Annotated in this window: 11 protein-coding genes; 7 read left to right on the forward strand and 4 right to left on the reverse strand. The window is 66.2% G+C overall.

The features are described from left to right. Nucleotides 1-16: 16 nt before the first annotated feature. Complete coding sequence (locus MasN3_RS22980; protein ID WP_281910515.1) at nt 17-355, reverse strand: c-type cytochrome; 339 nt, start codon at nt 353-355, stop codon at nt 17-19. Nucleotides 356-365: 10 nt separating this feature from the next. Next, nucleotides 366-722, reverse strand: coding sequence for a c-type cytochrome (locus MasN3_RS22985; protein WP_281910516.1), 357 nt, complete (start codon nt 720-722; stop codon nt 366-368). Nucleotides 723-899: 177 nt separating this feature from the next. Here MasN3_RS22985 and MasN3_RS22990 point away from each other — a divergent pair, with 177 nt between their 5' ends. The 5 genes from MasN3_RS22990 to MasN3_RS23010 all read left to right on the forward strand — a co-directional run bounded on the left by MasN3_RS22990 (nt 900) and on the right by MasN3_RS23010 (nt 6062). Next, the gene (locus MasN3_RS22990; protein WP_281910518.1) at nt 900-1754 is read left to right on the forward strand and encodes an AAA family ATPase; all 855 of its coding nucleotides are present in this window, start codon (nt 900-902) and stop codon (nt 1752-1754) included. Further along, nucleotides 1751-2341 carry a GNAT family N-acetyltransferase gene (locus tag MasN3_RS22995; protein WP_281910519.1) on the forward strand — a complete coding sequence of 197 codons (591 nt, stop codon included), beginning with the start codon at nt 1751-1753 and terminating at the stop codon, nt 2339-2341. The genes MasN3_RS22990 and MasN3_RS22995 overlap by 4 nt, the downstream gene beginning before the upstream one ends. Before the next feature lie 4 nt (nt 2342-2345). Continuing rightward, entirely contained in the window at nt 2346-3515 is a 1170-nt protein-coding gene (locus MasN3_RS23000) for a vWA domain-containing protein (protein ID WP_281910520.1), read from the forward strand. 197 nt (nt 3516-3712) lie between these two features. Further along, complete coding sequence (locus MasN3_RS23005) at nt 3713-4915, forward strand: cation:proton antiporter (protein ID WP_281910521.1); 1203 nt, start codon at nt 3713-3715, stop codon at nt 4913-4915. Beyond that, nucleotides 4905-6062: a YbdK family carboxylate-amine ligase gene (locus MasN3_RS23010; protein WP_281910524.1), complete on the forward strand. Its 1158-nt coding sequence runs from the start codon at nt 4905-4907 to the stop codon at nt 6060-6062. Before MasN3_RS23005 ends, MasN3_RS23010 begins: the two co-directional genes overlap by 11 nt. On the opposite strand, the gene MasN3_RS23015 is transcribed toward MasN3_RS23010, so the two are convergent. Beyond that, nucleotides 6063-7064 (reverse strand): gamma-glutamyl-gamma-aminobutyrate hydrolase family protein, encoded by a 1002-nt coding sequence (locus tag MasN3_RS23015; RefSeq protein WP_281910525.1) that lies wholly within the window; start codon nt 7062-7064, stop codon nt 6063-6065. It abuts the gene before it with no gap. 141 nt (nt 7065-7205) lie between these two features. Beyond that, nucleotides 7206-8084, reverse strand: coding sequence for a response regulator (locus MasN3_RS23020; RefSeq protein ID WP_281910526.1), 879 nt, complete (start codon nt 8082-8084; stop codon nt 7206-7208). 154 nt (nt 8085-8238) lie between these two features. Between MasN3_RS23020 and MasN3_RS23025 the strand changes: the two genes are divergently transcribed. Further along, complete coding sequence (locus tag MasN3_RS23025) at nt 8239-10236, forward strand: DNA topoisomerase IV subunit B (protein WP_281910528.1); 1998 nt, start codon at nt 8239-8241, stop codon at nt 10234-10236. Nucleotides 10237-10267: 31 nt separating this feature from the next. Continuing rightward, nucleotides 10268-12595, forward strand: coding sequence for a DNA topoisomerase IV subunit A (gene parC, locus MasN3_RS23030; RefSeq protein WP_281910529.1), 2328 nt, complete (start codon nt 10268-10270; stop codon nt 12593-12595). Nucleotides 12596-12605: the final 10 nt, after the last annotated feature.

Here is a 12605-nt window from a genome sequence, read left to right on the forward strand (position 1 = left end):
CCGCTGCCGTGTCTTGTTACTTGCTGACCACGAACTGCGAGGGCAGGCTGGCCAGATAAGCGCCGATGTCCGCCATGTCCTTGTTCGACAGCGGCTGCACCTGCCCCGCCATGATCGGGTTGGTACGGCCATTGGCGCCGGCGCCGCGCTTGTAGGCGCGCAGGGCGTGGGTCAGGTAGTCGGGGTGCTGGCCGGCCAGCTTCGGATAGCTGGGGTCGATCGGCTTGTTGTAGTCGGCGCCGTGGCAGGAGGCGCAGTTGTATTTCTTGACGAGCGCCTCGCCTTTGGAGACGTCGGCTGCCGAAGCGTTCAGGGCGAAAGCGCCGGCAGCCAGCGCATAGATCAGTTTTTTCATTGGCTGGTCCTTAGCGTTTGGCGGTGGCGGGAGTCTGCTGCGCATAGTAGGCGGCGACGTCGGCGATGTCCTGGTCGCTCAGCGAAGCGGCGATGCCCATCATCGACGGGTTCTTGCGCTCGCCCTTGCGATAGGCCTTGAGCGCGCTTTCGATGTACTTGGCCGACTGGCCGCCGATCATGGGAACGCGGTAGACCTCGGGGAAGCCCGACTTGTAGCCCGGGATGCCGTGGCAGCCGATGCACATTTCGATCTTGGCCGGTGCCGCTTTCGGATTGCCGACAACTTCCGCCGCGGCGGCCGCGCCGGTCGTGATGGCGTTGACGGCGAACGCTGCCAATGCCAGTAGTGCTAAGGATGTTTTCATGGTGTGGCTCGTTAGTTGTAATTCGAATACCGCAAACGCACAAAAAGTTAGCAAATGGACTACCAACCTGTCGATTCTATCTGAAGAGTTGTCACCAGTCTACAAACGCGCGCAGCCCTGTCCGCACCCGGGTTCTGGCATATACTCGGCATCATTTCACTCCCATCCGACCACGCCATGCACGCTTCCCCACGCTTCGAAGGCAGCGACACCTACGTCGCCACCGCCGACCTGAAACTGGCCGTCAACGCCGCGCTCACGCTCGGCCGCCCGCTCCTGATCAAGGGCGAGCCGGGCACCGGCAAGACCATGCTGGCCGAAGAAGTGGCCGCAAGCCTCGGCATGCCGCTGCTGCAGTGGCACGTGAAATCGACCACCAAGGCCCAGCAGGGCCTGTACGAGTACGACGCCGTGTCGCGCCTGCGCGACTCGCAGCTGGGCGACGAGCGCGTGCGCGACATCCACAACTACATCGTCAAGGGCGTGCTGTGGCAGGCTTTCACGGCCCCGGAGCCGACCGTGCTGCTCATCGACGAGATCGACAAGGCCGACATCGAGTTCCCGAACGACCTGCTGCGCGAACTGGACCGCATGGAGTTCTACGTCTACGAGACGCGCGAGATGGTGGTGGCCAAGCACCGGCCGCTGGTGATCATCACCTCGAACAACGAGAAGGAACTGCCGGACGCTTTCCTGCGCCGCTGCTTCTTCCACTACATCAAATTCCCGGACCGGGACACCATGGCCGACATCGTCAAGGTGCACTTCCCGACGCTGAAGCAGGACCTGCTCGCAAGCGCCCTGCAGAGCTTCTACGAGCTGCGCGAGGTCGCCGGCATCAAGAAGAAGCCCTCGACCTCGGAATTCCTCGACTGGCTCAAGCTCCTGCTGGCCGAGGACATCCCGGCCGAGGCCCTGCGCAGCCAGGATAGCAAGGCCATCGTCCCGCCGCTGCACGGCGCCTTGCTGAAGAACGAACAGGACGTGCACCTGTTCGAGCGCCTGGTCTACATGTCGAGGACCAACCGATGATCAAGGTGGCGCCGGTGACGCTCGAGTTCAACGGCCTGCGCCTGGAGCCGCTGGCGCCGCACCACGAGGACGGCCTGCGCGCCGCCGCCGGCGATGGCGAGCTGTGGACGCTGCGCGTGACCAGCGTGCCCGAGCCGCACAACGCGGCGCAGTACATCGGCACCGCGCTCGACACCCGCGACCGCCTCGCTTTCGCCGTGGTCGACGCGCGCGAAGGCCGCGTGCTGGGGACCACCAGCTACCACGACATCGTCCCCAGCGTGGACCGCGTCGAGATCGGCTACACCTGGTATGCCAGGAGCGTCCAGCGCACCCATGTGAACACCAGCTGCAAGCTGCTCCTGCTGTCGCACGCCTTCGATACCCTCGGCTGCGGAGTGGTCGGGCTGCGCACCGACTGCGAGAACCACGCCTCGCAGGCCGCCATCGAGCGCCTGGGCGCGAAGAAGGATGGCGTGATCCGCCACCATGCCCTGCGCCGCGACGGCAGCGTGCGCGATACCGTCATGTACAGCATCCTGCGGGGCGAATGGCCGTTCATCAAGCGCGCCCTGCACGAGCGCCTGGAGCGGCACGCCAAGGTTTGACACCATGCTGATCGATTTCTTCTACACCCTGCGTGACGCCAAGGTCCCGGTCACGATCAAGGAATTCCTGACCCTGCTGGAAGCCCTGCAGCGGGGCGTCACCGCGCCCTCGCTCGACGAGTTCTACTACCTCGCGCGCCTGACGCTGGTGAAGGACGAAGCCCACTTCGACAAGTTCGATCGCGCCTTCGGCGCCTGGTTCAAGGGCGTCGACGCCGTGTTCGACGAGAAGGCCGACATCCCGCTCGACTGGCTGCTCCAGCGTTTCGAGCGCGAGCTCACGCCCGAGCAGAAAGCCGCGCTGGAAAAGCTCGGCTACGACAAGCTGCAGCAGCGCCTGCAGGAACTGCTGAAGGAACAAAAGGGGCGTCACGAGGGCGGCAGCAAGTGGATCGGCACCGGCGGCACCTCGCCTTTCGGCAACGGCGGCACCAACCCGGAAGGCATCCGCATCGGCGGCCAGGGCCGCAACCGCACGGCGGTCAAGGTGTGGGAACAGCGCAGCTACCGCGACTACGACGACGAGCGCGAGCTCGGCACCCGCAACATCAAGGTGGCGCTGCGCCGCCTGCGCCGCTTCGCCCGCCTAGGTGCGGCGGAGGAACTGGCGCTGGACGACACCATCCGCGCCACCGCCAGCAACGCCGGCTACCTCGACATCCGCATGCAGCCCGAGCGCAAGAACCGCATCAAGGTGGTGATGCTGCTCGATGTCGGCGGCTCGATGGACGACCACATCGAGCGCGTGGAAGAGCTGTTCTCGGCCGCCAAGAGCGAATTCAAGAACATGGAGTTTTATTACTTCCACAACTGCGTCTACGACTACCTGTGGAAGAACAACCGGCGCCGCCACAGCGAGCGCTTCCCGACCTGGGACGTGCTGCGCACCTACCCGAACGACACCCGCGTGATTTTTGTCGGCGACGCCACCATGAGTCCCTACGAGGTGCTGGCGCCGGGCGGCTCGGTCGAGTACAACAACGAGGAAGCCGGCGCCGCCTGGCTGGTCCGCTTCACGGGCGCCTTCCCCAAGTTCGCCTGGCTCAATCCCGAGCCGGAACACCTGTGGGAATACCGGCAGTCAATCGCGGTCATCCGGCAGATCATGAATAACAGGATGTTTCCGATCACGCTCGAGGGGCTGGAGCGGGCCATGCGCCTCCTTAGCAAGTAGGAGCTTTCGCACATCAATCGTGCGCAGCAAGCCATCTTGTAGAATTGCCAACATCTCGTAGGGTGGGCGGCTGTGCCGCCCACGCGGTGATAGTTTGCTCCAGCTAATCACACTGCGTCCGTGCAAACGCTGGTTGAACGCGTGGGCGGGGAACCCGCCCACCCTACGATAAACTGCTCAGCTACAAGAGGATTCCGATGCCGGACCTGCTGCCCATCCTGACCAGCCTTGCGTGGCCGATCGCGCTCGCCATCGCCTGGCTGGCCGGCGAATTCGGCCAGCGTTTCACCGGCCTGCCCCGCATCAGCTTCTATGGCCTGGTCGGCTTCGCGCTGGGCAGCACCCAGATCGGCGTGCTGCCGGCGCCCGACGCCGGCCCGGTGGCGCTGCTGGCCGACATCGCCTTCGGCCTGATCCTGTTCGAACTGGGCTACCGCATCAACCTGCGCTGGCTGCGCCACAATCCCTGGATCGGCGTGGCCGGGCTGGCCGAGAGCCTGCTCACCTTCGCGCTGGTCTACCTGGTCGCGCTGGCCTTCGGCAGTTCGCAACTGGTGGCCCTCATGATGGCCGCGCTGTCGATGGGCACCTCGCCCGCCACCATCGTCCGCGTCATCAACGAGTACCGCAGCTCGGGCCAGGTCACCGAGCGCGTGCTGCACCTGACGGCGCTGAACTGCGTGCTGGCGGTGTTCGCCTTCAATGCCATCATCGGCTTCTGGATCTTCCACACCTTCGATGCGGTGGGCGAAGCCCTGTGGCAGAGCCTGGTCACACTGGCAGGGTCGGCGCTGCTGGGCGCGGTGTTCGGGGTCGCCGTCCCCGCCCTGCTGCGCGCCCTGCACAACCCGCGCCACGACGCCACGGCCGCCTTCGCGCTCGCCATCGTGCTCCTGGTGTCGATCTGCGACGCCGGCTCGCTCTCGCCCTACATCGCCGCCCTCGTGTTCGGCCTGACGGCGCGCCACCGCCGCATCGCCTTCAGCCAGGCGCAGCGCAACTTCGGCGCGCTGGGCGAAGTGCTGACCGTGCTGCTGTTCATCTACGCCGCCTCGACGCTCGACTGGCGCCAGGTCGCCGCCGGCAGCGCGCTGGCGGTCACCGTGGTGGCGGTGCGCCAGTTGGCCAAGACCGTCGGCGTCACCGCCTTTGCCCACCTGTCCGGCGTGTCCTGGCGCAAGGGCGCGCTCACGGGCCTGGGGCTGGCGCCCTTGTCGGTGTTCGTGATCCTGCTGATCGAGCATGCGCGCCACGCGGGCGTGCACGTCGTCGAGGAACTGCGCGCGATGGCCGCGGTGACGATGCTGCTCGAAGTGTTCGGCCCCGTCATCATCCAGCGCGCCCTGGTGTGGGCCCGTGAAACATCCACCGAGACCACGGAGCGTACCGATGCCGCTTGAAGCCTTCACCCCCTCGCAGCCGCTCACCTTCGGCGTCGAGCTGGAACTGCAGCTGGTCAGCCTGTCCGACTTCAACCTGACCGCGGCCGCGCCCGACCTGCTGCACCTCCTGAAGCGCAAGCCCTTCCCCGGCAACGTGACGCCCGAGATCACCGAGAGCATGATCGAGATTAACTCGAGCGTGCACGCGTCCTACGGGCCGCTCCTGGCCGAACTGCATGCCATCCGCGACACCCTGGTGGCGGCCGGCGACATGCTCAACATCGGCATCGCGGGCGGCGGCACCCACCCTTTCCAGCACTGGTCGGAACAGAAGATCTCGAGCAAGCCGCGCTACGAATACCTGTCGCAGCTGTACGGCTACCTGGCCAAGCAGTTCACCGTGTTCGGCCAGCACGTGCACATCGGCTGCGCCAGCGGCGACGACGCCCTGTACCTGCTGCACGCGCTGAACCGCTACCTGCCGCACTTCATCGCCTTGTCCAGCTCCTCGCCCTTCGTGCAGGGCGTCGACTCCGGCTTCGATTCGGCGCGTCTCAATTCCGTATTCGCCTTCCCGATGAGCGGGCGCGCGCCTTTCGTCCTGAACTGGCAGGAGTTCAGCGACGTGTACTTCGCCAAGATGGAACGCACCAACATCATCAAGAGCATGAAGGACTTCTACTGGGACCTGCGGCCCAAGCCCGAGTACGGCACCATCGAGCTGCGCGTGTGCGACACGCCGCTCACGGTGGATCGCGCGGCGGCGCTGGCGGCCTACCTGCAGGCCCTGTGCCGGCACCTGCTCCAGCGCGTCGACGCGCCGCCGGTCGAGGACGACTACTTGGTCTACCACTACAACCGCTTCCAGGCGTGCCGTTTCGGGCTGGAGGGCGCGATCACGCATCCCAAGACCTATGCCAACGTGCCGATGCGCGAAGACATCCTGGCTACGCTGGAGAACATGATGCCGCACGCCGAGGCGCTCGGCAGCGTGGATGCGCTGCAGCACCTAGCGCAGGCGGCGCGCACGGGCAGCGACGCCGCCCAGCTGCGGCGGGTGTTCGAGCGCGAAGGCAGCGTCGAAGGCATGGTCGACAGCGCGATCCAGCGCTTCAGGGGCGAGCGGCGGATGCGCTGGCGGCGCGAAGACGCGGACAAGCCTTGACTACAGCCGGGTCTCGCGCGCCGCGCGCAGGAATTCGTCCAGCACCGGCGTGCAGTCGAGCAGCTCGGTGCCGCCGGCGCGGTGGAATTCCGGGTGCCACTGCAGCCCCATGACGAAGTCGGCCCGCTCGTAGCGGATCGCTTCGACGATGCCGTCGGGCTCGGAATAGGCCTCGACGCGGATGTCGCGCCCCAGTTCCTTGACCGCCTGGTGGTGGATCGAATTGACGACCGGCCGCTCGACGCCGCGGAACATCCTGCCGAGCGAGGAGCCGGCCGGGAAGCGGATCGCATGGCGGTGCGCATCGTAGATGTCCTGCACGTGGGCCAGGGCATCGGGCACGTTGGTGGCAACGTCCTGGTGGAGCGTGCCGCCGAAGGCGACGTTGATCAGCTGGCAGCCGCGGCACACGCCCAGCACGGGTTTGCCGGCGTCGACGAATTCGTGCAGGAGCTCGAGCTCGTAGACGTCGCGTGCGCGGTCGCCGCTCCATTCGGGCCGGGTCGGCACCTCGGAATAGGTCTGCGGCGCGACGTCGGCCCCGCCCTGCAGCACCAGCCCGTCGAGGTGGCGCGCATAGTGGCGCAAGGTGATGTTGCTGGGGTGGAGCAAGCCGTTCGTGTTGACTGTGGGGATCATGAACACCAGCACGTCGCGCGACATCACCCATTGGGCGATCGATTCCTCGAGATATTGCAGGTTCTTGCTAAGCAGACCCCGGGCGCCGGGTTCCGGATGGAAGATGCGTGCGGACACCCCGATATGCAGGGTACGGTTCATGAAATCGCGGTTGAAGCGCTCGCGCAGGGCGCGCCAGCGCGAGCCGATCACGCGTCCGGCCAGGGCGAGGGGCGTGTCGCCGTCGCGCTGGTACTTGGCAGGCCCGCGCATGGTCTGCCCCTGGGTCGCGCGCCGGTCCGGCACCCGCACCGGGGCTTCGGGATCTTTCTCGATCGGAGGACCGGGCACTTCCGGAGGTGGTTGGGATTCGTCTTGCGCCATGACTAACAATATAGCCGCGCCATGGCCGCGCACGATTTGAAGTTGTTACAAAAGCTCACGGGGCCGCGGCGCGATGTTGCAAAAGCGGCAGCTTGCGGGATTTCCGTTTTAGGTTGATACTGTATGCAATTACAGTAGTTTTTACCAAGGTTTGTTGAGCGGTAGCGCCAGCAGCTTCTGGAAGGTGGCCAGCAGGTGGCGGTCGGCCACCGGTTTGTCGAGCAGCCCACGCACGCCGGCATCGCGGGCGCGCTGGCTGTCGTACTTGAACGATTGCCCGACAAGAAACAGCACGGCGGTACGCCCCGCCCCTTCCTGGGACTTGATGGCGCTGCTCAGGCTGTACGGTTCGATGCCGGGCGCACAGGTGTTGATCATGACCAGCGACACCGGCGTCTCGTCGCACAGGCGTACCGCGGCGCGGCTGCTGTCGGTCCATTCGACCGGGCGCGCGACGGTGGAGTCGCCGGACGTGCTGCTCAAGGGGTTGGCAAGCGGATTGGCAACGACCCGCGCCACATGGTCGCGGAAGGCGCCGCCCTTGTCGATGATGAGCACGGCGCCGTCGGGCGGGCCGTGGCGCAAGCGCTGGTAATAGTCCGGCGCCTCGGTGTCCGGCGCCAGCCGCGGCCTTCGGCGCCGCTCGGGCAGGCAGCGTTCGCCGCGCGCGGCCAGGGCGGCCAGCGCCTGCACGCGGGTATCGAGCAGTTCGGCCAGGGCCACGTACAGGCTGGCGGGTTCGATGGGACGCGGCAGGGTGCGGCGGATGCTGGCGCCATCGCCGCCGATCAGGAGAATTGGCTGGGGTGCGCCGGGCGGCAGGCAGGCCAGGCGCGCCAGGGCGGCCGGATTGGCGCCGTCGGCGATGTACAGGTCGGGCTCTTGCAAGCTGTCGTCGTGCAGGCAAAAATACGACGGCCCCGCCAGCGGGGCTTGCGCCAGCAGGCTCTCGAGCCGGGCGCATTCAGGGGGCGCAAAACCGACCAGGCGGACGGTAAATGGATATCTGGTTGCAGGCATCGCTTTTCCAGCCTTTCCAATAACACTTCCGGTCACATCGTTTTAATCTAGCACAATAGTGCAGACTAACAAGCATGTTTGGCATCTCAAAAATGACCAACTTTCCACGTGACAAGAGATAGAATGCGCAAGCATTGAATTTACACTTACCAGCATGGCTTCCAAGAAACCCGCATCTGACTACAGCGAATCATCCATCCGCGTCCTCAAGGGACTCGAGCCCGTGAAACAGCGTCCGGGCATGTACACCCGGACCGAAAACCCGCTGCACATCATCCAGGAAGTGATCGACAACGCCTCCGACGAGGCGCTGGGCGGACACTGCAAGAACATCGCCGTCACCCTGAACACGGACGGCTCGGTCACGGTCGAAGACGACGGCCGCGGCATCCCGGTTGGACTGCACCCGGAAGAAAACGTGCCGACCGTCGAGATCGTCTTCACCCGCCTGCACGCGGGCGGCAAGTTCGACAAGGGTTCGGGCGGCGCCTACGCCTTCTCGGGCGGCCTGCACGGTGTCGGCGTCTCGGTCACCAATGCGCTCTCGACGCGCCTGGAGATCACCGTCTGGCGCAAGGACGATGACGGCAATGGCGTGCACGAGCTGGCCTTCGAGAACGGAGACCTGGTCGAGCCCCTGGCGTCGCGCCCCCTTGAACGCGGCGGCAAGAAGAACGGCACCCGCGTCACCGCCCGCCCCGACCCGAAGTATTTCGATTCGCCCAACATCCCCCTTGGCGACATGCAGCGCCTGCTGCGCTCGAAGGCCGTGCTGCTGCCGGGCGTGACGGTCACGCTCACCAATGCCAAGACCGGCGACGTCCAGACCTGGCGCTACGACGAAGGCCTGCGCGGCTACCTCACCGAGGCACTGGCCCAGGCGTCCAACGGCCAGACCCTGATCCCGCTGTTCGAGGGTGCGCAGTACGCGGCCGCCAGCGACGAAGGCTTCGCCGAGGGCGAAGGCGCGGCCTGGGTGGTGGCCTGGACCGAGGAAGGCAGCGTGGTGCGCGAGTCCTACGTCAACCTGATCCCGACCGTCAGCGGCGGCACCCACGAATCCGGCCTGCGCGACGGCCTGTTCGGCGCCGTGAAAAGTTTTGTGGAGATGCACTCGCTGCTGCCGAAAGGCGTCAAGCTGCTGCCGGAAGATGTGTTCGCACGCGTCTCCTTCGTGCTGTCCGCCAAAGTGCTGGACCCGCAGTTCCAGGGCCAGACCAAGGAACGCCTGAACTCGCGCGACGCGGTCAAGCTGGTCTCCACCTTCACCCGGCCGCCGCTCGAGTTGTGGCTGAACCAGCACGTCGAATACGGCAAGAAGCTGGCCGAACTGGTCATCAAGCAGGCCCAATCGCGCCTGCGTTCGCTGCAGAAGGTCGAGAAGAAGAAATCCTCGGGCGTGGCCGTGTTGCCGGGCAAGCTGACCGATTGCGAATCGACCGACATCACCCGCAACGAGCTGTTCCTGGTCGAGGGCGACTCGGCGGGCGGCTCGGCCAAGATGGGCCGCGACAAGGAATTCCAGGCCATCCTGCCGCTGCGCGGCAAGGTGCTGAACTCCTGGGAGACCGAGCGCGACCGCCTGTTCGCGAACAACGAGATCCACGACATCGCGGTGGCGATCGGCGTCGACCCGCACGGCGCCGACGACAACCCCGACCTGACCGGCCTGCGCTATGGGAAGATCTGCATCCTGTCGGACGCGGACGTGGACGGTTCGCACATCCAGGTGCTGCTGCTCACCTTGTTCTTCAGGCACTTCCCCGCCCTGTTCCGCAACGGCCACATCTGCGTGGCGCGTCCGCCGCTGTACCGCGTCGACGTGCCGGCGCGCGGCAAGAAGCCGCTGCAAAAGCTGTATGCGCTGGACGACGGCGAACTGCTGGCGATCGAGGACAAGCTGAAAAAAGAAGGCCTGAAGGAAGGCGTGTGGAGCATCTCGCGCTTCAAGGGCCTGGGCGAGATGAACGCGGAACAGCTGTGGGAAACCACCATGAACCCGGACACCCGCCGCCTGCTGCCGGTCGCCTTCGGCCAGTACAGCCTGGCCGAATCGGGCTCGCGCTTCAATATGCTGATGGGCAAAGGCGAAGCCGCCGCCCGCCGCGCCTGGCTGGAAGAACACGGCAACGAAACGGAAGCCGACATCTGACGTCGCGCCCGCCGAACAGAACGAATAGATCATGACGACGCAAGCAAGCCTCTTCGAACAACAGAACGCGCCTTCGGACGATTCCGAGACGCTCACCCTTTCCACCTTCGCCGAGCGCGCCTACCTCGACTACGCCGTCTCGGTGGTCAAGGGCCGCGCGCTGCCGGACGTCTCGGACGGCCAGAAGCCGGTCCAGCGCCGCATCCTGTACTCGATGCACGAACTGGGCCTGGGCCACACCGCCAAGCCGCGCAAGTCGGCCACCGTGGTCGGCGACGTGCTCGGTAAACTGCACCCGCACGGCGACCAGTCGGTGTACGACGCGCTGGTGCGCATGGCCCAGGACTTCTCGCTGCGCTACCCGCTGATCGACGGCCAGGGCAACTTCGGCTCGCGCGACGGCGACGGCGCCGCGGCGATGCGCTATACCGAAGCGCGCCTGACGCCGGTGTCGCGCCTGCTGCTCGACGAACTCGACATGGGCACGGTGGACTTCCAGCCGAACTACGACGGCTCCACCACCGAGCCGCGCCAGCTGCCGGCGCGCCTGCCGATGGTGCTGCTCAACGGCGCCTCGGGCATCGCGGTCGGCATGGCCACCGAGATCCCCTCGCACAACCTGCGCGAAGTGGCGACCGCTGCCGTGGCCCTGATCCGCAACCCGAAGATCACCCACGCCGAACTGATGACCCTGATCACCGGTCCGGACTTCCCGGGCGGCGGCCAGATCATTACCCCGGCCTCGAACATCGCCGACATGTACGCCACCGGCCGCGGCTCGCTCAAGGTGCGCGCGCGCTGGAAGATCGAGGAACTGGCGCGCGGCCAGTGGCAGGCGGTGGTCACCGAACTGCCGCCGGGCTGCTCGGCCCAGCGCGTGCTGGAAGAAATCGAGGAACTCACCAATCCGAAGGTCAAGGCCGGCAAGAAGGCCCTGCTGCCGGAGCAGCTGGCGCTCAAGCAGACCATCCTCGGCGCGCTCGATACCGTGCGCGACGAATCGGGCCGCGAGGCGGCGGTGCGCATCGTGTTCGAGCCGAAGTCGAAGAACCAGGACCAGAACGAGTTCATGCTGATGCTGCTCGCGCATACCTCGCTCGAGACCTCCAGCCCGATGAACCTGGTGATGATCGGCGGCGACGGCCGTCCGCGCCAGAAAGGCCTGACCGACATCCTGCAGGAATGGGTCGACTTCCGCTTCGTCACGGTGCGCCGCCGTACCGAGTTCAGGCTGGGCAAGGTCAACGACCGCATCCACATCCTGGAAGGCCGCGAGACCGTCCTGCTGAACATCGACGAGGTCATCGCCATCATCCGGAACTCGGACGAGCCGAAGGCTGCGCTGATCGAGCGCTTCCGCCTGTCGGAGCGCCAGGCCGAGGACATCCTCGAGATCCGCCTGCGCCAGCTGGCGCGCCTGGAGGCGATCAAGATCCAGCAGGAGCTGGCCGAGCTGCGCGGCGAAAAAGAGAAGCTCGAGGACATCCTCGAGAACCCGTCCTCCATGAAGCGCCTGATCATCCGCGAGATCGAAGCCGACGCCAAGCAGTACGGCGACGAGCGCCGCACCCTGATCGAGGAAGCCGAGCGCGCCGTGGCCGAGCAGAAGATCATCGACGAGCCGGTGACGGTGATCGTGTCCGAGAAGGGCTGGGTGCGCGCGCGCACCGGCATCGGCCACGACCCGGCGCAGTTCACCTTCAAGGCCGGCGACTCGCTGCTCCAGGCCTTCGAATGCCGCACGGTCGATTCCCTGATCGGCATCGGCAGCAACGGCAAGAGCTTCTCGGTGCCGGTGAGCGCGCTGCCGGGCGCGCGCGGCGACGGCGTGCCGATCACCACCCTGGTCGACCTGTCGGGCGGCGTGCGCATCCTGCATTACTTCGCGGGTAATCCGGAAACGCGCCTGCTGCTGGCCTCGTCGAACGGCTTCGGCTTCATCGCCAAGGCCGGCGACATGGTCAGCCGCCTGAAGGGCGGCAAGTCCTTCATCACGCTGGACGAAGGCGCCGTGCCGCTGGCGCCGCGCATCGTCAGCGACAGTGCCGGCGCGATCGCCTGCCTGTCCGAAAAGGGCCGCGTACTGGTGTTCGGCATCGACGAGATGAAGGTGCTGACCAACGGCGGCCGCGGCGTGACGCTGATGGAACTGGAGCCGAAGGAAACCCTGCTGGCGGTGCAGCCGATCAACCAGAAGGGCGTGAACGTGATCGGCACCTGGGCCGGCTCCAAGCCGCGCACGGTGGAGCTGTTCGCGTCCGGCCTGGAGCCGCACTTCGGCAAGCGCGCGCGCAAGGGCAAGCCGCTGTCGGCCAAGCTCAAGGCGCAGGACCTGGCGATGCGCTCGACCGACGCTTGAGGCGTGTGAA

The sequence above is a fragment of the Massilia varians genome (assembly GCF_027923905.1).
Classification (GTDB): domain Bacteria; phylum Pseudomonadota; class Gammaproteobacteria; order Burkholderiales; family Burkholderiaceae_D; genus Telluria; species Telluria varians_B.

Coding starts and splice junctions, on each gene's coding strand:
- MasN3_RS22980 (WP_281910515.1), bottom strand. CDS start 355: ATGAAAAAACTGATCTATGCGCTGGCTGCCGGCGCTTTCGCCCTGAAC.
- MasN3_RS22985 (WP_281910516.1), bottom strand. CDS start 722: ATGAAAACATCCTTAGCACTACTGGCATTGGCAGCGTTCGCCGTCAAC.
- MasN3_RS22990 (WP_281910518.1), top strand. CDS start 900: ATGCACGCTTCCCCACGCTTCGAAGGCAGCGACACCTACGTCGCCACC.
- MasN3_RS22995 (WP_281910519.1), top strand. CDS start 1,751: ATGATCAAGGTGGCGCCGGTGACGCTCGAGTTCAACGGCCTGCGCCTG.
- MasN3_RS23000 (WP_281910520.1), top strand. CDS start 2,346: ATGCTGATCGATTTCTTCTACACCCTGCGTGACGCCAAGGTCCCGGTC.
- MasN3_RS23005 (WP_281910521.1), top strand. CDS start 3,713: ATGCCGGACCTGCTGCCCATCCTGACCAGCCTTGCGTGGCCGATCGCG.
- MasN3_RS23010 (WP_281910524.1), top strand. CDS start 4,905: ATGCCGCTTGAAGCCTTCACCCCCTCGCAGCCGCTCACCTTCGGCGTC.
- MasN3_RS23015 (WP_281910525.1), bottom strand. CDS start 7,064: ATGGCGCAAGACGAATCCCAACCACCTCCGGAAGTGCCCGGTCCTCCG.
- MasN3_RS23020 (WP_281910526.1), bottom strand. CDS start 8,084: ATGCCTGCAACCAGATATCCATTTACCGTCCGCCTGGTCGGTTTTGCG.
- MasN3_RS23025 (WP_281910528.1), top strand. CDS start 8,239: ATGGCTTCCAAGAAACCCGCATCTGACTACAGCGAATCATCCATCCGC.
- parC (WP_281910529.1), top strand. CDS start 10,268: ATGACGACGCAAGCAAGCCTCTTCGAACAACAGAACGCGCCTTCGGAC.